Source organism: Nostoc sp. CmiVER01 (assembly GCF_034531135.2).
GTDB lineage: Bacteria > Cyanobacteriota > Cyanobacteriia > Cyanobacteriales > Nostocaceae > Nostoc.
Genome location: NZ_JAVRBU020000001.1, coordinates 173,758 through 192,681 on the forward strand (window position 1 = coordinate 173,758; position 18,924 = coordinate 192,681).

Genomic DNA, 18,924 nt, shown 5'->3' on the forward strand with positions numbered 1-18,924 from the left:
GTGTAATTCTGTAAAAACAGAACTTGCCGCAGACATTGCGTTCACCCTACCTTGATAGGTTTGTCCTTGCGATCGCATTGTGGGACAATGGGCTGCTAGATACCGAGTAAAAAATGCAGTCCCAATCTCCTCGGAAAAATCGTACTAAGAAAAAATAAGAGAAGGAATGAAGTTATATTACATCTCCACAATGGGAAATTGATAGTTAGTGTTGTTATTTGTAAATTACAATTTCTAACAGAGGTCAAAGGATTTAGTAATTTTGTCTAGCTTTGCTCAACGTTCAGTATTCATCCGCCATTTTCTAAAACTTGCATCTGTAAATGTTCTTTCAAATCTAATGGTTCCGTTGGCAGGACTAATAGATGTAATGTTTTTAGGGCATTTAACGGAAATTCGCCATTTAGCAGGTGTAGCACTAGCAACAATTTTATTCAATTATATTTATTGGACATTCGGTTTCTTACGCATGGGTACAACTGGAATGGTTGCACAGGCGATCGGGCGTAAAGATAACCAATCGGCAGTACTGATTGGTTTACAGCATGGAATTTTAGCACTGATATTAGGACTCGCCATCCTGATATTTCAACAACCTTTACAAATATTAGGGTTTGCGATTCTAAGTGCTACACCAGAAGTTAAAAGTTCTGGTGTTGATTTCTATAATGCCTTAGTATGGGGTGCCCCAGCAACACTGATTAACTTTGTCTTGATTGGTTGGTTTCTTGGACAAGCACAAAGTAGTAAAGTGTTGTTGCTTTCAGCTATTAGTAATTTTACAAATGTGCTACTTGATTATCTATTTATTGTTCAGTGGGGATGGGCAAGTAAAGGAGCTGGGTTAGCCACAGCCACTAGTCAATATCTGATGCTAATAGTAGGGATTTTGCTATATTGTCAAACAATTTCATTTAAACAAATACAAGCTTTAATTCGGGAACTATTTAACCTATCTGTTTTAAAATCAGCTTTAATGCTGAATGGAGAAATTATTATTCGGACTTTCGCTTTAATTTCGACAATGGCGATGTTTAGCAACCTCAGTTCTATGTTAGGAACTGAAATTTTAGCGGCAAATACCCTGCTGATACAAGTGGTAAGCTTGGCAGCATATTTCATAGATGGCTTGGCATTTGCTACTGAGAGCTTGGCTGGAATTTTTCAAGGTAGTGGAAATATTACTTCTTTAAAAAAACTGTTGCAAACTTCTGTAGTCAGTAGCTTAGTTATAGGATTAATGTTTGCTACTGCATTTATTTTGGCCCCAGAATCATTGTTAAGATTGCTGACTAATCATACTGAAATTATCAATCATTTACGTTCTTATATTCCCTGGTTGTTACCAGTTTTGGGTTTTGGCTCAGTCGCTTATGCGTTAGACGGTTATTTTCTAGGGTTGACTCAAGGTCATATACTTCGGCAAGCTATGCTTACAGCCACTGTAATCGGTTTTATTCCATCAGCAATTACAGCTTGGTACTTTCATAATAGTCATTTACTATGGCTATCAATGTCTTTATTTATGGCAGCAAGAACAATAACTTTGGCATTGTGCGTACCAAAAACATTTTCTAAAAGACAGTGAGTTTATTGACAAAGATTGGGGCGTAGACGTAGCCCTTCGTAGACATTAGATACGCTGGGTAAGGAAATTTAGGGATAGAGCAGCGATGTCTACGACGGGCTACGCCAACGCTCTAAAATCGAGGCATAGAATCTTAAGATTGCCAAAACCCTTCTGATGTGGGCTATTGGATTGATAAATAGCATATTTGATGTTAAAGTGCCAAGATTTCATTATCTAAGCAAATTGTTAGAAAAGCCAAGGTTGAGGGAAAACTTAAAGTAAGGAACTATGAACTATTAAGGCTGGAGTATGAATGCAGGAACATCGACTTTAGGAGGAGTAAAGCTGTGAAATGGTTTTGGAATATAAGTTTTTACGCAATTTTTTGGCTTTGGAATCTGACATTTTTAATGTTAGTTTACGTGGGGATATTGCCATACGTAGGTGTGCCATTATTTCAGGCAACCTTAATAGGTGATATTCCAACTGAGTTTTCCTTGACTCTAGTTACTTTAATTGCCATTCCCACAATTTGCAGTATTATTGGTGGTTGGAGGTTTATTAAACAACCTTTACAACTAATTCGCCTGTTTTATGGTGTAGAAGCACCACTATTTGTGTTGTGTTTATTGCGGTTATTTGTGATTAGAGAACTGACATCAGCTAGTAGCCAAATTCTGATAACAACGGGCGTATGTATAGCTGCTTTTACTAGAGAATTATTTTGGGGTTATGTTTCCCGGCGCAAAAGTAGTTTGCAATGGATACAAATGTTAGCCCATACATTAATGCTGATATTTGGCATTTATGCAGGTGCAGTATTGTTATTTTATGCCTTGCCTTTAGCAATATTTCTGTTGCAAGCATTCATCAAATTTGCATGGGTACAACCATTATGGGATGTACTATATCACTCAGCTTTTGTGGGGGGGTTATTCCTAATTCTCACTTGGCTAAGTATTCTTGGTTTTAGTGCCACATTATTTATTGCAATGCCATCGGTGTTAACAGCAATGTATGTACATTCGGGAGCAAAAATTTTAAGAGCTTTTGCTTCAGAACATGGTAAAAATAAAACATTTGCTGCTGCTGGTGCAGTTGTTGTGGCATTTGTAGTTACTTTTGTATCTTTACAACAACAACCCCAAGTATTAGCTTTTTCACTCTTAGCGAATGCACCCAAAAATGATGGCGATCGCCAAACACTCGTAGCCAAATCAGAACAAATCCGCACAGGATTAGTTAACGCTTATTTATCTTCTTACCGCTATCTTAGCAGCAAGCAAGAAAATAACCACATCAGTGCTATGTATGAGTATGTATTAGGCTTAGATAAATCGGCTGCTAATGGATTGCAAGCAACTTATAACTTTCTAATGTCACCATTTTTATATAATGGCTCTGACAAAGATCCTGCTAAGGCAGAGAAACTTTATGCCGATTTTTTTGATACACCTCTACAAAAAGTAGAAAAAGCAGCAGTTAGTCACGCAGTACAATCTACTTTTAATGAACAAGAAGTTAAAGCAGGTTTATTAAATATCAACGAAAAAAAAGTTTTATTGGTATCGCAACAAGTCACAGTTAAAGAACATGGTGATTGGGCTGATGTCGAATTGTACGAAGTTTATAAAAACCAAACACAAGAAGTTCAGGAAGTTTTTTACTCTTTTTCTTTGCCAGAAAGTGCTGTAATTACTGGCTTATACTTGGGAGATACTAATAAATTAGACCAACGTTTCCCTTTTGTTGTCTCTCCTCGTGGTGCTGCCCAGAAGGTTTATAATTCTCAAGTTAGACGTTCACGGCCTATAGATCCCGCTTTATTGGAACAAGTAGGGCCGAGACATTATCGCTTACGGGCTTTTCCTATTCCTCCTAAGAATGTACAACAAATAGTAGGGCAACCACCACTCCCCACAGAAATGCACCTATGGTTAACTTACGAAGTACTGGGACAAAACTTGGGTTGGGAAATGCCCGATTTAGGGGAAAGACGTAATATATTCTGGACTAATCAAACCAAGCGTATCCGCAACGGCAAAGAAATCAGTTTGAAAGACGATGCTTGGTTAGAAAAATTCATCCCCGCAAGTGGAAAAATTCAGCCTGTATTACATGAAGTAAATTTAGAGGAAGGCTACAAAATATTAGCTAAACCCCTATCTCGTCAAGATTATACTTTACCCAAAAACCAACGAGTTGCTGTAGTTCTCGATACTTCTCGCAGCATGGGGGAACATATTAAAGAATTGGCGCAAACATTATCATGGTTGAAAAAACACGGCTTTGCAGATAATGATTTGACAAACAACGATGCAGATTTATATCTTAGTGTTTCTCCAGGGGCTGCACCCAAACGGTTAGATGATCTCCTACAATTTCAACCGGAAAAAGTCGCCTTTTACGGCACAATTCAACCCCAAGAAATGCTGACACAGTTTAATAATTTGCGTGGAGATACAGCTTATGATGTCGTTTTGCTGTTGAGTGATGAAGGTAGTTATGAATTGTCGAAGAACGATAAAACCGTTCCCGATACGCCCGCACCTCTGTGGATGGTACATCTAGGTGGATTACCTGGGGTTTATAACGATGGCATCATTAAATCATTACAAGATAGTGGTGGTGGAGTTGGTGTTGATATTTCTGAAGTGCTGCAACGAATTGCTACCAAATCAGTTTTAAGCGATGTTGTGAGTGTTGTTAATGGTTATGCTTGGTATCTGCAAACATTAAACACAGCAATTGTAACTAGCAACCAACAGGATGATTTATTGCCCTTAGCAGCCAGACAATTAATTTTAGGGTTGAGTAAAAAAATTAAGTTAGACAATCTCAAAACTTTAGATGCAATTCATGCCGTAGCTAAAAAGTACAAGATTGTCAGCCCTTATTCTTCGATGTTGGTATTAGTCAACGATGAACAAAGACAGTTACTCAAAGAAGCAGAAGCCCAAAGCGATCGCTTTGACCGTAAAGTTGAGAATGGTAAGGAAAATCTCTCTAAACCCATTAATCCCTTGAAAGTTAGCGTCCCTGAAGCATCAGGGGGATGGCTTTTAGGTGTGAGTGCGATCGCCCTATTGATCTTTGTCAAGCGTCGGCGTTAATTAATTACTCACCGTTCTCGATTAAACAACGAAATCATCTCAGTGGATAAGTACACCTATTGATGGCTAGCATATACTGTTGATAAATGCGGATACATGATAACTGATTTCACCTACACTGCAACCAGGCAATCACAGACCACGGATTTATACCATGTGTAGGGTGGGCGTTGGCAATTGTCAGCGCAGTAAATGAGTTTAGCTGCACCGTGAGACTTTGGGATGGCGAACACACTGTTGGGTTGCATTTGAAATCATGCAATTACTTACCGATTGAGTGCTAGCAGGTTCAGAAGATTAACGATGGCACAAGCCAATACTGCACGCTTTGTGCATTTTTAACTCGGAATTGGGTTTTGGGAAAAGGTTAAAGGGTAAAGGTTCAAGGTTTTTTCTTTCCCCTTTTCCCCTTAACCGACAAGTATTGTGGCACAAGCAAGCGCCTACCGTAGGCGATCGCATCAGTATAATTATTCCAGTTCCCTCGAAGAATCAGTTTTTGCACAGATCCGGCAATCATAACTAATCAGGCAAACATCATATAATTCCTCAAAAATGAGCCAACGGTGAGTAACTTGCTAAGATGATGTTGATTCATTTTGACTCAAAGCAAACCATCGCTGACGAGCATTAGAACCATGAAGCATTTGTCAGACTACAACTTCTTTGACCCAGAAGTGCTTGTGTGCCCTTATGAATTCTACAAGCTAGCACAAGAGCAAGCACCAATTATGGAGCTACCAAGTCCCAGAAGGGAAGCAAAACTGTTTCTTGTTACTCGCTATGACTTAGTGCTCGAAATTCTTAAGGATACCAGAGTATTCTCTAGCAATTTCTCTACTTTACTAGCTGGCAAAGAAGAACAGGATGATGAGTTGCAGAAAATTTTGGATCAAGGCTGGCCTCAGATGAACACCTTACTCACGGCAGATCCACCAGAACACGAGCGATTTCGCTCGTTGGTAAATAAGGCATTCACCTCGGCGCGTGTTAATAAAATGCGTGACTTGATTGAGCAGATTGTTGATGAACTCATTGACAGTTTCATTGCTCACAGCAAGTGTGAATTCGTCAGTGAGTTTGCCGTACCTTTACCGCTCAAAGTTATTTCTCAACAGTTAGGTGTGCCGCAAACACATCTGCCGAAGTTGAAGCAATGGTCTGATGCTTTTATTGCGCGTTTAGGTAACACACTTTCTAAAGAGCAGCAGATCGAGTGTGCTAAAGATGTTGTGGCTTTCCAGCATTATTTTCGTGATGTCATAGAGTCACGCCAAAAACAGCCTCAAGATGATTTGATCACTGACTTAGTAGAGGCAAAAGTGGATGGAGAGCGATCGCTCGATACTGCTGAACTATTGAGTATAATTCAGCAAATATTAGTGGCAGGCAATGAGACTGTCACTAATGCGCTTGCAGGTGGGATGTTGTTGCTGACAAACAATAAAGAGCAGATGAAGTTGCTACAAACAGATATTTCTCTGTTAGAGAACTTTGTTGAAGAAGTTTTACGAATGGAAAGTCCCACAGCAGGAATGTGGCGAGTTGTGACGCAAGATACAAAACTCGCGGGCGTTGATCTCAAAGCTGGGTCTTTAGTTATGATCCGCTTTGATGCTGCTAACCGCGACTCTATAAAATTTATTGAGGGTGAACGTTTCGATGTGCGTCGCCATAATGCCAGCAACCACCTAGCTTTTGGTCATGGCATTCATTTTTGTTTGGGCGCTATGCTTGCTCGTAAGGAAATGCAGATCGCATATCAGCGTTTGCTACTACGGCTGAAGGACATTCGCTTGGCACAAGAAGGATACCAATACTTACCCAACGTACTCATGCGGACACTGAAGCACCTCTATATTGAGTTCGATAAGGTAGCATGAAATCTGCCTGACCACAACCAAACGGGAGCAGTATCAAGCAGTATTACTTACAGATGTGATGTCTATTACTATGACATCTGGGGCATCGATTTATCAACAAGACCTACAATAATCTTCTTCATTACAAAACTATTCACATTTTTGCAACACCAATTGTCTCGCTAACTCTTGAGGCGTGATCTGTCAAACCAAGCAGCATTTTCTTTCTCGTGAAAGTCATCTTCACGCCATCCATTCCACCTAATCGGGCGCTGCTAACACCAGTTGATAAAACTTGGATAGGTTAACAGAAACAACTGCATAATTTTTGGTCAATTGACTTTTACGTAAAAAACGAAAAAACAAACAACGGAGAAGCTAACAATGGCTGGTAAGTTAACTGACAAAGTGGCAATTATAACAGGGGCATCGTCTGGTATTGGCGAGGCGACAGCACTAGCGCTGGCATCAGTTGGCGCTACGGTAGTGATTACTGCCCGTCGAAGCGATCGCCTACTTGACCTAGAAACCCGTATTACTAGCACTGGTGGAAAAGTCTTATCCATTACTGCTGATGTTTCAGATGAGGCACAGGTAGAAGCATTGGTAAACAAAACTCAGGAAGAATTTGGCAGAGTTGATATTCTGATCAACAATGCAGGGTTGATGCTGTTAGGTCTGATTGACGGTGCAAATACAGAAGACTGGCGACGCATGATCAATCTCAACGTATTGGGATTGATGTACGCCACTCACAAAGTTTTACCCTTGATGAAAGCACAAGGTACTGGGCACATCGTCAACATTTCATCGGTAGCAGGTCGAGTTGCAAACGCCGGAAGCGGTGTCTACAATGCTAGCAAATGGGCGGTTGGGGCGTTTAGTGAAGCACTTCGCAAAGAAGTTTATAAAAACAACATCCGCGTCACGATTATCGAGCCAGGGTTGGTAGCAACAGAGCTAACACAGCACATTACAGATTCCACTGCAAAAGAGCAGGCGAAAAACTTTTACGGTTCGGTCAAAAATCTGGAGAGTGAAGACATTGCTAATGCGATCGTCTATGCCGTCACACAGCCGTCACACGTTAACGTCAACGAAATCTTGATCCGCCCGACTGAACAAGAACGGTAATTGACATTCTCTTAAAACTTTAAAGTTGCTTTATATTTTAACCTGCAATGCCATTGCATCGACCCGTTATGCCATTGCATCGACTCGTTATGCCATTACATCGACTCGTTATGCCATTACATCGACTTGTTATGCCATTACATCGACTCGTTATGCCATTGCATCGACTCGTTATGCCATTACATCGACCCGTTATGCCATTGCATCGACTTGTTATGCCAATAAACTGGTAAAAGTTAGCCTACTCTACGTTGTTACGTAGCAACTCTAAAACACTTGTGTCTACACCGTAGCTTTGATAAGAAGAGGGACTGGTTTTGCTTAAGCATTACCAGGGTGAAGTATCTCAGAATCTATCTGGACGATAAACTTGAATGACCTCAACAAAGACTTGTGTTTACACCGTAGCCCGAAGAGCAAGGAGTTAATGGCAAAGAGTCTATAAGACTAATGTTTGATTTCTGAAAAAGCTTGGTACAAATTAAATAGCCTAATTCCCTATTCCCTACTCCCTACTCCCCGCCCACGGAGATAATTTCAAAAATCAAATACGATTCCTATAATCGTTTCAGTGTTAAAAATGTAAATTAAAGTACAGGCTTTTACTACGAAAGTGTTCTTTGAGAATTGTTTCTAAATCTTGGCAAGTATGATTTGTATTGCTAAAAATTACTTGTAGTATTTCTAAAGGTTCAGTCTGTGGTTGAGAAGTTGATAAATTCCAGAAAATTTCTTTAGAAAAATCACAATTTTAAACTAGATTGCGATAATACGTTTAGAGTAACTCAAACCTGTTTATCCTTAACTGTTAATCCCCATACTAAATATAAGTAGAGTCAATGGCTGCTTCATCACCAGATAATTCAATCAGTTCATCAAGTACTCATACTTTAGATATAGCTAGGCAAGAGTATCAATATAACTACATCCATATTCCATCTATTGCGATGCTGGATCAGCTTTCTATTGCTGAAGAGTTCACCACTAACTGGTATTTTTTATTAGCCCAGCAGTTACGAGTTATTTTTGTCAATACCTTGATTGTCAACAGAGGTAATCAAGGTTCTAAGTCGATTCGTGATGATGTCGAAAGGTTTATTTTAGAAGCCTTGCTTAAGGGAGCATTACCAGCCCGAATCAGCATTATAGTAAGAGTCCTGCAAATTATACCTCAGTTTTTACTCAAAAGCATATCTAAGGATCTTAGAGAACTCGACGATCTTTTTTATTCTATTCTGAAAGAAAACGGACTTGTAATCCTCAGAGATGCTCTAAATAGGGTAATTAACCTTTTATATGAAGGACAGCCTACAGGACATGCAACCAGTCTTAAAGACTACGAAAATTTGTTTCCAGTGATTGGTGTCCCAGCGATCGCTAAAAGTTACCAGGAAGATGAAGTCTTTGCCTACACGCGAGTGGCTGGCTATAATCCCGTAATGATCGAGCGAGTAACTAGTCTAGGCGATCGCTTCCCAGTCACAGAGGAACATTACCAAGCAGTGATGGGAAGTGACGATTCATTAGCAACAGCAGGACAAGAAGGAAGGCTCTACTTAGCTGACTATAAAATTTTATCTGGTGTGATCAACGGGACATATCCACATGAGCAAAAATATGTCTACGCTCCCCTAGCACTGTTTGCCTTACCCAAAGGCTCAGATCCCACCAGGCTATTACGTCCGGTAGCCATTCAATGCGGTCAAACCCCAGGTTCAGATTATCCAATCGTTACCCCTAACTCCGGTAAATACGCTTGGCTTTTTGCCAAAACAGTTGTTCAAATAGCAGATTCCAACATCCACGAAGCTGTTACTCACCTAGCAAGAACTCACTTGTTAGTTGGTGTTTTTGCGATCGCAACTGCTCGACAATTGCCACTTACCCATCCCCTCCGAATTCTGCTGCGCCCACATTTTGATAGTACCTTAGCAATTAACGATGCCGCCCAACGGATTCTCGTTGCTCCTGGCGGTGGCGTAGATAGATTGCTCTCACCATCAATCGATAACTCTCGCGTTTTAGTAGTGCTAGGGTTGCAAAGCTATGGTTTTAATAATGCCATCTTACCCAAGCAATTCCAACAGCGTGGTGTGGATGATCCCAATCTATTGCCTGTTTATCCTTACCGGGATGATGCATTATTAGTCTGGGATGCTATTCATCAATGGGTTTCAGACTACCTAAAGCTTTACTACCCTACCGATGAAACCATTCACAAAGATATAGCCCTGCAAACATGGGCAGCTGAAATCTCAGCTTACGATGGTGGTCGTATCCCTGATTTTGGCGAAAATGGGGGCATCAAAACGCTAAATTACCTGATTGATGCCACTACGCTGATTATTTTTACTGCCAGTGCCCAACATGCAGCCGTTAACTTTCCGCAAAAAGATTTGATGGGTTACGCCGCAGCCATGCCATTGGCAGGTTATTTACCAGCCTCAACTCTCAAAAGAGAAGTTACCGAGCAAGACTACCTCAATTTGCTCCCCCCTCTAGATCAGGCACAACGGCAATATAACCTACTCAGCTTATTGGGGTCTGTATACTACAACAAGCTAGGCGAATATAAGCAAGGATACTTTACAGACGAGAAAGTAAAACCATTTTTACAAGCATTCCAAAGTCATCTTCAGCAGGTAGAAAATACAATCAAGGAGCGTAATTTGCACCGCCCAGCCTATGAGTATCTGCTTCCTTCTAAAATTCCTCAAAGCATCAATATCTGAATTGGGGACTGAGGGAGAAATCAATTCAAAATTCAAAAATTTCCCCTGACAGGTATCTTGCTACGCGCAGGCTCTCGTAGAGAAAAAAAGGACTTGAAAAGATAAAGAACAGAGGGAGAAAAATTAATTACCAATGACCAATGACCAATGACAAATGACAAATGACAAATGACAAACGACAGTAAATATTATGACACTCAAAGATAAAGTTCTCAAAGGTCATGCTCGCCAGCTTTGGCTTGCACCCATACTAGATAAAGTAGGTTATGACACTGCGATCGGCAAGTTTCTGCGTTTGATTTTCTATTATATGGATGCCTTAATCATGCTCAAAGCATGGCGGGACTTTCTTTACATCCGTAAGAACAATATTGGAAACAAGTATTTTGCAGTAGACCAAGCAATTATGCATTCTTCTCACTCCCAAGTGAGTGAATTAATGCAAACCCAACCACAACTGCGAGGAAATGATTTAGGCATTATCAGAATATTAGCTCCTAGCTACCTGCTCGATAATCCTTTAAGCTTGGGAACCAACAGTAACGAACATACAGGGCTACGTACTGTGATCTTACAAGCCTTACCAGAACCGTCTCAAAAGATAGACTTTTTAGGGAATCTAGTTGAGCAAAGCTTGTTAGAAGCTGTTAAACAAGGCAAATTACACATCGGCGACGATTTGCCAAAAATTATCCTGTCAATTTTGCACCAACTGATTTTTCAGATATCTTTATCTGAGGAAGAAATCACAGCATCACGTAGTTACATTAAGGGTTTGCCTCTTGCATCCTTGCCTAATTTCATAAGCAAGTATCTGCTAGCAATATTAACAGCGCCAAAAATTCGGCATCGTCAACATTTAATCAAGCGATATAAACAATCCGCTAAATGGGCATCTTACTTTGAAACAGGCGCTCAGTATCAGTTGAACGAACACCAAATCGCTAATACCCTTTTCGATACGATTCATATAGCTGGTACTGCCGGTACAAGTGCGCTTTTAGGATCAGTTATTGGTGTTCTATGCTTGGATAATGCCCTCAGAAATGATGTAGTTTCAGAAGTCAATGCAGTCTGGAATGGCAAGAAAACTTTAGATCCAGATGCTTTAGACCAGTTAACAATCCTCAATCAGGTGATTTTAGAAACAGCTCGTCTCTATCCACCTGTGCGATTTGTTAGTCAACTCACCACTGAAGGAGGTGAAGTTGAGATTGGAGAACAAAAATGCCCATTCCAAAAAGGTACTCGCTTGCTAGGCTCTATTTTTACGGCTAATCGGGATGCCAACAGATACCAAAATCCAGATGATTTTGACCTAACACGGAATTTTTCAGATATCTTATCTTGGAACGGCGAAGGACATGAGCGAGCTTGTCCTGGTAAATCCTTATCAATTGGCTTTATTAAGATTTTCTGTTTACATCTATTCCATAACTATCAATGGGAATCAATTACAGAAGTCACGTGGGATTTTGAAAAAGTGACTGCCGTTACTCCTAATAATTTAGTATTACAAGGTTTTGCTCACCGACTATGAGTAATAAGTTACCGTTCGCCCTTGAGTAATTATGAATTAAAAATTGGTATGACTGAATTAATTGAAAAAAAGCAACTCAATGATATTGCAACCTGGATGATTCCAATCAAACAAACAAACTTACCATCTGTCCTTCAGGGTGTGTTTTTTATGGATGGAAATCCACTGCCAGATACTTGCATTACTATGTACAATTTGGAATGGGACATACAGAATATAACTTTGGTTTTACCGGTCTTTGCTCCCTTACAGTGGACTTTTCATAAATCGATTGCGGGTTGGATATTACTACGTTCAGTTCAATTGTCTAAAGCAACTTACAAAATTCAGTTTGAAGATGAAACTTTGCAAGAAGCTCAAATCATACCTGTTTTCTTCGGAATACCAATTTCAAAATCGATTGTAACTTGTACAATGTCCCAAGACAAAAATTCTCTCAATGGAGATATTTGGCATAGAAAGAACGTTTGGTTTGGCGGACTTTCTAAATTTGGTGAGTATACTCTCCGTAAGGTTGTTGATAAAGATGGTCGTTATACTCCTGCTTTTAACGATATGCTTACCAGGGTGGAAAATGAGTGTTTAGTGATTGTAGCCCACTTATAATTGACAGTTTCCCGGCTAATGCTCTCTTAGAAAAGAAAACTCAAGTGATTCTTGCGCCGTAAATTTATCAACAAAAGACTAAAGTTTAGACAAAAGATAGCGAATATTTACTCCAAACTAATTTTCCACAATCCCTCTAGCGGATTGGACTGTTGCAATTGATTATCACTGCTGCCGAGCCAATTATTGTCAAACACCAACCCAACGCTGAATATTCGATTTAGAGGATATTGCCCTAGCTTTCCAAAACCTTCAATATTGCGTGAGTCAGTGATCACTTTCTGGTTCAACTGTATGGTTGTTTGGTTTCCGTCGTCAAAGTAAATTGTGGCTCGTTTATTGTGAAAACTTACTTGAACTTTGTAGACACCACCAGTTGCATAATAGTAAGCTTTAGCAGGTAGCTTTTGACCATCAATATTTTGCCCTTTGAACTCAACTGCGATCGCAGGCGTGCCTAGCAGTAACAGGACTGGCAGGACTAACCCTAAAACTTTCATTGGTAGTAACAAGCACTTTCAATCAAACTACTTTCTACTTTAAAACATAAAACTAATTTGTGGGTTAACTAGCGATGGAAAGTAACAAGCCGCTTTAAGCTTTTACGCTTAATGTTTCGTTACATACTTGTAATTTTTTCTGCCCACCTACTTAGGTGATAGATAAAACTGGGGCTGATTCACCAAACAAACTGAGTTGTTGTATAATCTTGTTCTCTAAGCTTTTGAGTCAGAATTCTAGAAACATTGCAATTATGCTTGTGCAAGTTTTTTGACTTGTGTGAGCGTTAAATAGTATGCTAATAACAAGCAACTAACTAGAGTATTCGGCTATCATAGTCAAGCGAACGCTTTTTAAACGAGCGTTCGCTTTTAACTTTTGCTCAACACTTGTGGCTTCTCAGTAGCAAAAGCCCGACTCTCCAGCAACAACTAGACTGGTGAGTGATAGTGGTGTAATAACGGATGTGTTTAAGCTGGGATAATACGAAGTTGCCAAAGATAGTATTGTTACATTCCGTTATATTGAACACAACCAGGAAAATCCGACTTCTCCCTTAACGGTGGTTGGATTGTTCATCAACCACTGACACCGTTCAATCAGGACAGTCTCTAAAGAATCGAGGGTATGAAATACTTCATTGGCTAATCGTTCTCTAAGTAATGGCCATATACACTCAGTTGGGTTAAGTTGAGGAGTATATGGAGGAATAGAGTACATGATGATATCTTTAGGAACAGTTAGATGACGAGTTGTATGCCAACCAGCCTGGTCTACAAGTAAAATAATTAACTTTTCCCCTTTAGAATTAACTTGAGTAGCAAATGCATCAAGTGCAATTTGCATTACAGTCGTATTAACTTTGGGCAAAATAAACAAACAGCTATTGCCAGTTTTAGGATGGACAAAACCGTAGGTGTATAACCACTTATAGCGCGGATAATGATGAGCTGTTGGACGTTTACCTTTAAGTGCCCAGGTTCTACGCACAACTGGTTTGAGTCCTAAACGGGCCTCGTCTTGTGCCCAGACTTCTACAAGCTTATTCGGGCATAACCAACGCATCAATTGCACAAAAAACTTCAGTTGGGCTTTAAAAAATGCCCAATGTTGCTGGGGTCGCGCTTCGCGAGTGTAAAGGTCTTGGTACTTGTAAACTAAAGCCTAAGCGTCTTAGTTGTTTCCATGCCGTTACCCGATGTATACGGATGCCAAATTGTTGTTGAATCAATTCTCCAACTTTTGGTCCACTCCACAACCCACCATCCTTTGGCGGTGACTGTAACTTTTCAAACAGTTCTTGAAGTTGTTCATCTGTTAGAGTTTTTTGCTTGCCTCCAGGTTTTTTTTGATGTCCATCTACGATACCATCTGCTCCGTTGTGATTGTAACGGCGAGCAATTTTACGCACCCAGTCAGGACTTAAGCCTGTTATTTCAGCTACTTGCTCAACTTTCATTGGATTACCTGGTCGGCTCAATAAGCGAATCACCAACCATCGCGTGCGTTCTTTTACATCTCGACAACGACGGTAGCGTTGGGTTAACTCTGCATAATCCAGGTGAGGAACGATCTCGATCCGAGCACGAGGCATGACTGCACACTTATTTTACTTCCATTAAATAATACTATCTATCGCAACTTCGTATAATATGAATCTTGGGTTTTAGATTTTAAATTTTGGATTGTTAAAGGTTAGTGGAGATTGCTTGTACAGGGCAGGTGGGGATACACTGTTCGCAGACGATACAACGCGATCGCGTGAATGTGAGTTTGTATGTCTCTGGGTGGAGAGTGAGAGCTTCGGTAGGACAAACCCCAGTACACAAGCCACAATGGACACAGACATCCTCGTCGATCGCAATTTCGCCTAAGGTATGAGAAACATTAACATGGCGCGATCGCATCCACTCGATCGCCGCATCTAATTGATCGATATCTCCCGATAGTTCTACTACCAGTTTGCCAATTTGATTTGGGGCAACTTGGGCACGGATAATATTGGCGGCAACGTTGAACTCTTTGGCCAGTAAATAAGTGACTGGCATTTGTACGGCGCGTTTCGGGAAGGTAAGAGTTACTCGTTTTTTCACAGGTTTAGCTGAGGGTTTTTTCTGTTGTAGCGTATTCATCGAAGAAGCAGGGGGCAGGGGGAAGAATTTTTAAATTTTCCTGCCTTTATGGTCTTAGAGCCAGCAAGTTTATTTATCTCAAAGTAAAAATATTTATTTTCCAGACCCGAAGCGCAATAAATAATGCGTCCTTGTTTCAAAGCCAATAAATTTATTTATGCGGTTCTCTCCCCTGCTCTCTGCTCCCTGCCCCTTTTCCTCTTTGATGACTCGAAAGATAGTTAATCAGTTAGAGGGTGTAACGAGTAGGGAATGGTGTGGTTTAATTACTTGAAAAGCACTGTAATTAATTTTGCAATTTAAGTTTATTACTTGTTATCTGTAGTATCCATTTTAACTTGGAAAACTTGTAACATGAAAATTTTAGTTGTAGAGGATGACGAGTTAAATGCTTATGTACTCACCGCCGTTTTGACTAACCAAAACTATGCGGTTGAAGTTGCCACTGATGGAGATGCAGCTTGGGATCTTATTCAAACTTACGATTATGATTTAATTCTCTTGGATGTAATGTTACCCAAACTAGATGGCATTAGTCTTTGCCGTCAAATCCGGTCTAGTGGTCTGCAAATGCCAATATTGTTATTGACAGGGCGCGATAGTAGTCATGAGAAAGCAATCGGGCTAGATGCAGGTGCAGATGACTATGTAGTTAAACCCTTTGATCAAGAGGAATTAGTTGCCCGGATTAGGGCGCTGTTACGTCGCAAAGTTGTAACCTCACAACCTGTGTTGGAGTATGGTCAGTTGCAGCTAGACCCTAGTAGCTGTGAAGTGACTTATGCAGGCAAGCTACTACCACTTACGCCCAAAGAGTTTGCTCTATTAGAATTATTCTTGCGGAATAATCATCGGGTGTTTAGCTGCGACATGATTTTAGAACATCTTTGGTCTTATGAAGATACGCCACAAGAAGAAGCTGTTCGCACTCATATCAAAGGATTACGACACAAACTCAAAACCGTAGGAGCGCCCAATGATTTGGTTGAAACAGTTTATGGTATTGGCTATCGTCTGAAACAACTAGGAGAGGGAATAGGGAGTAGGGAGCAGGGGGTAGGAAATAGGGAAGAATTAAATTGTGCAAAATCCTCGGTTCCAAATCTGAAATCACAGCAGCAAGCACTAATGGCAGTTGCAGAAATTTGGCAACGATTTCAAGGGCGAGTAGATGAGCAGGTGAAGGTAATAGAGCAAGCGATCGCAACTTTGAATCAAAATAGTTTAAATCCCGAATTGCTCTCCCTTGCAACCAAAGAGGCGCATACTTTAGCAGGATCTTTAGGTACTTTTGGCTTACCTCTCGGTTCAAAATTGGCACGCAATATCGAATTGCTGCTGAGTTCTGATAAAAGTTTGAGTAAATCTGAAATTGGCAACCTCGCAAGTTGGGTAAAGTTATTGCGTCGAGAAATTGAAGGAAATGACACAGCAGCAATATCTACATCAACAACGCCACAGGTATTAAAAACAGTAACGCAACCGCCGCAAAATGACCCCCAGGCAGAAACTAAAATATTGGTTGTAGATGATGATCCACAAATTCAGGCATTGTTGCAAACCTTACTTAGTCCTTGGGGATTCAAAGCGATCGCTCTTGAAGATCCGCTTCATTTCTGGAGTACTTTAGAAGAAGTTGCGCCAGATATGCTGATTCTAGATGTGGAATTACCCTATAAAAATGGTATAGAACTTTGCCAATTGGTACGCAACGATTCGCGCTGGGGTGAGTTACCCATCTTATTCCTCACTGTGCATAGTGATGCCAAGATGATAAATCAGGTGTTTAGCGTTGGTGCTGATGACTTTGTAAGCAAACCAATTGTCGGGCCAGAACTAGTTACCCGAATCGTCAATCGCCTAGAACGAATAAAATTGCGGCAACGCATGGTGCAGGTAGGCAGAGGAGTAAAGGGAGCAGGGGGAGTAGGGGGAGATAAGAAAGTAAATTCTTCCTCATCTCCCTCATCTCTAAATTTACAAGCTATCAGTGATCTGGAACTGAGGGTAGCAGAGCGCACTGCTGAGTTAATTACCGTAAATCGACAGTTACAGTCACAACTAGATGAACGTCAGCGAACACAGGAAGAACTACGATTTTCTGAAGCCCGATTTGCACGGATTTTAGATATTGCTGATGATGCAATTATTTCCATTAACGGATTTCAAAGCATCACCTTGTTTAATCAAGGAGCAGAGAAAATTTTCGGCTACTCTGCCCAAGAAGTGATTGGCCAGGGTCTTGATTTACTCTTACCGCAACGCTTTTCACAAATGCATCGTCAACATGTGGTTGACTTTGGTCAATCTCCCAATATTGCCCGCAGAATGGGGGAACGGCGTGAAATCTATGGTCGTCGTAAGGATGGCACTGAATTTCCAGCAGAGGCTTCCATCTCTAAAATTGATATGGGCAAGGAAATATTTTATACAGTTATATTACGAGACGTGACAGAGCGTAAGCAAATTGAACGGATGAAAGATGAATTTATCTCCGTTGTTAGTCATGAACTCCGCACTCCATTAACTTCAATTCACGGCTCTCTAGGAATGCTAACCAGTGGTTTGCTACCGACAGACTCAGAGCAGGGAAAACGTCTGCTGCAAATTGCTACTGAAAGCACCGAACGTCTAGTACGCTTAATCAACGACATCCTAGACATTGAGCGGATTGAGTCGGGTAAAGCGAAGATGGAACCAGAAATCTGCAATATTGTTGATCTGATTGTTCAAGCAGTAAATGTTATACAGCCTTTGGCCGACAAAGCAGGAGTGACGCTATCCATTTCAGCTTTATCTAATCAAGTATTGGCAGATTGCGATCGCATTGTCCAAACTTTGACCAATCTACTAAGTAATGCCATTAAGTTTTCGTCTGCTGGATCTACAGTTTGGTTGGGGACGCAACAACAAGGGGATGAAGTTTTGTTGACAGTCAAAGACACCGGACGCGGTATCCCATCTGACAAACTTGAGAGTATCTTTGAGCGCTTTCAACAAGTTGACTCTTCAGATTCGCGCAACCATGATGGTACTGGTTTAGGTTTGGCAATTTGTAAGAGCATTATGCAACAGCACGGCGGACGCATCTGGGCTGAAAGTGTATTAGGCGAAGGTAGCACTTTTTACGTCACTCTACCTTTGTTTGGGACTTTTAAAAATGCTGATTTAGAAGATTCTAACATTCCTCTAATTTATAGTCGTTATGAGCAAACTACAAATAGCCAACTAAATCAAGATACAGAATTTTTGACTAAAGAGAGTGTGACTAACGAAGATTTTGAACAACGCATGATGGAGTTACTTCAGCGAATTACCGTGAACCAACAAGAGGATGGCAGTAATGACAACAAAGCAAATTTTAGTGGTTGATAACGAGCAGTATATTCAAGAAGTTGCCAAGATTTGCTTGGAAACAGTTGCAGGCTGGAAAGTTGAGACAGCGAGTTCTGGTAAAGAAGGCATAATAAAAGCCGAGACTTACCTACCAGATGCGATTTTACTAGATGTGATGATGCCAGAGATGGATGGTATCGCTACCTTTGAAAAGTTACAAGCTAATCCGTTAACTAAAGCGATTCCAGTGATTTTGTTAACTGCCAAAATCCAGGCTTCCGATCGCCGTCGCTATACCCAGATGGGAATGATCGGTGCGATCGCTAAACCATTCAATCCTCTAGAATTAGCCACTGAAGTAGCCGTAGCACTGGGTTGGAGTCTAGAGTAAGCTAAAT

The 18,924-nt window shown here is 40.6% G+C and carries 11 protein-coding genes and 1 pseudogene; 9 read left to right on the top strand and 3 right to left on the bottom strand.

The annotated features are described in order from the left end of the window. The first annotated feature begins 262 nt into the window (after positions 1-262). The 7 genes from gntT to RMZ43_RS00615 all read left to right on the top strand — a co-directional run bounded on the left by gntT (position 263) and on the right by RMZ43_RS00615 (position 12,557). Positions 263-1,588 carry a guanitoxin biosynthesis MATE family efflux transporter GntT gene (gntT, locus tag RMZ43_RS00585; protein WP_322652997.1) on the top strand — a complete coding sequence of 442 codons (1,326 nt, stop codon included), beginning with the start codon at positions 263-265 and terminating at the stop codon, positions 1,586-1,588. A 329-nt stretch (positions 1,589-1,917) separates the two neighbouring features. Then, the gene (locus RMZ43_RS00590) at positions 1,918-4,683 is read left to right on the top strand and encodes a TIGR02921 family PEP-CTERM protein (RefSeq protein WP_322652998.1); all 2,766 of its coding nucleotides are present in this window, start codon (positions 1,918-1,920) and stop codon (positions 4,681-4,683) included. Positions 4,684-5,321: 638 nt separating this feature from the next. Then, positions 5,322-6,566, top strand: coding sequence for a cytochrome P450 (locus RMZ43_RS00595; RefSeq protein WP_322645677.1), 1,245 nt, complete (start codon positions 5,322-5,324; stop codon positions 6,564-6,566). Positions 6,567-6,929: 363 nt separating this feature from the next. After that, positions 6,930-7,679, top strand: coding sequence for an SDR family NAD(P)-dependent oxidoreductase (locus RMZ43_RS00600; RefSeq protein ID WP_322652999.1), 750 nt, complete (start codon positions 6,930-6,932; stop codon positions 7,677-7,679). 839 nt (positions 7,680-8,518) lie between these two features. Beyond that, on the top strand, positions 8,519-10,411 hold the full coding sequence (locus RMZ43_RS00605; RefSeq protein WP_322645680.1) for a lipoxygenase family protein: 1,893 nt from the start codon (positions 8,519-8,521) through the stop codon (positions 10,409-10,411). 190 nt (positions 10,412-10,601) lie between these two features. Continuing rightward, positions 10,602-11,951, top strand: coding sequence for a cytochrome P450 (locus tag RMZ43_RS00610; RefSeq protein WP_322653000.1), 1,350 nt, complete (start codon positions 10,602-10,604; stop codon positions 11,949-11,951). 48 nt (positions 11,952-11,999) lie between these two features. After that, positions 12,000-12,557, top strand: coding sequence for a hypothetical protein (locus tag RMZ43_RS00615; protein WP_322653001.1), 558 nt, complete (start codon positions 12,000-12,002; stop codon positions 12,555-12,557). Positions 12,558-12,664: 107 nt separating this feature from the next. Here RMZ43_RS00615 and RMZ43_RS00620 read toward each other — a convergent pair whose 3' ends face one another. The 3 genes and pseudogenes from RMZ43_RS00620 to RMZ43_RS00630 all read right to left on the bottom strand — a co-directional run bounded on the left by RMZ43_RS00620 (position 12,665) and on the right by RMZ43_RS00630 (position 15,151). Then, positions 12,665-13,057, bottom strand: a complete 393-nt coding sequence (locus RMZ43_RS00620) for a hypothetical protein (RefSeq protein WP_322653002.1) — start codon at positions 13,055-13,057, stop codon at positions 12,665-12,667. Between the two features lie 520 nt (positions 13,058-13,577). Next, a pseudogene (locus RMZ43_RS00625) lies at positions 13,578-14,652 on the bottom strand (IS630 family transposase). 94 nt (positions 14,653-14,746) lie between these two features. Further along, positions 14,747-15,151, bottom strand: coding sequence for an NIL domain-containing protein (locus tag RMZ43_RS00630; RefSeq protein WP_322645684.1), 405 nt, complete (start codon positions 15,149-15,151; stop codon positions 14,747-14,749). A 393-nt stretch (positions 15,152-15,544) separates the two neighbouring features. Here RMZ43_RS00630 and RMZ43_RS00635 point away from each other — a divergent pair, with 393 nt between their 5' ends. After that, positions 15,545-18,562, top strand: coding sequence for a response regulator (locus RMZ43_RS00635; protein WP_322653003.1), 3,018 nt, complete (start codon positions 15,545-15,547; stop codon positions 18,560-18,562). Beyond that, a complete protein-coding gene (locus RMZ43_RS00640) occupies positions 18,534-18,917 on the top strand; it encodes a response regulator (RefSeq protein ID WP_322653004.1) in 384 nt (127 codons plus the stop codon). The genes RMZ43_RS00635 and RMZ43_RS00640 overlap by 29 nt, the downstream gene beginning before the upstream one ends. The last annotated feature ends 7 nt before the right edge of the window (positions 18,918-18,924 follow it).

What these genes read in the sequence shown, in the direction of transcription:
- RMZ43_RS00595 (WP_322645677.1), top strand. Translation starts at nt 5,322, where the DNA reads ATGAAGCATTTGTCAGACTACAACTTCTTTGACCCAGAAGTGCTTGTG.
- RMZ43_RS00600 (WP_322652999.1), top strand. Translation starts at nt 6,930, where the DNA reads ATGGCTGGTAAGTTAACTGACAAAGTGGCAATTATAACAGGGGCATCG.
- RMZ43_RS00605 (WP_322645680.1), top strand. Translation starts at nt 8,519, where the DNA reads ATGGCTGCTTCATCACCAGATAATTCAATCAGTTCATCAAGTACTCAT.
- RMZ43_RS00610 (WP_322653000.1), top strand. Translation starts at nt 10,602, where the DNA reads ATGACACTCAAAGATAAAGTTCTCAAAGGTCATGCTCGCCAGCTTTGG.
- RMZ43_RS00615 (WP_322653001.1), top strand. Translation starts at nt 12,000, where the DNA reads ATGACTGAATTAATTGAAAAAAAGCAACTCAATGATATTGCAACCTGG.
- RMZ43_RS00620 (WP_322653002.1), bottom strand. Translation starts at nt 13,057, where the DNA reads ATGAAAGTTTTAGGGTTAGTCCTGCCAGTCCTGTTACTGCTAGGCACG.
- RMZ43_RS00635 (WP_322653003.1), top strand. Translation starts at nt 15,545, where the DNA reads ATGAAAATTTTAGTTGTAGAGGATGACGAGTTAAATGCTTATGTACTC.
- RMZ43_RS00640 (WP_322653004.1), top strand. Translation starts at nt 18,534, where the DNA reads ATGACAACAAAGCAAATTTTAGTGGTTGATAACGAGCAGTATATTCAA.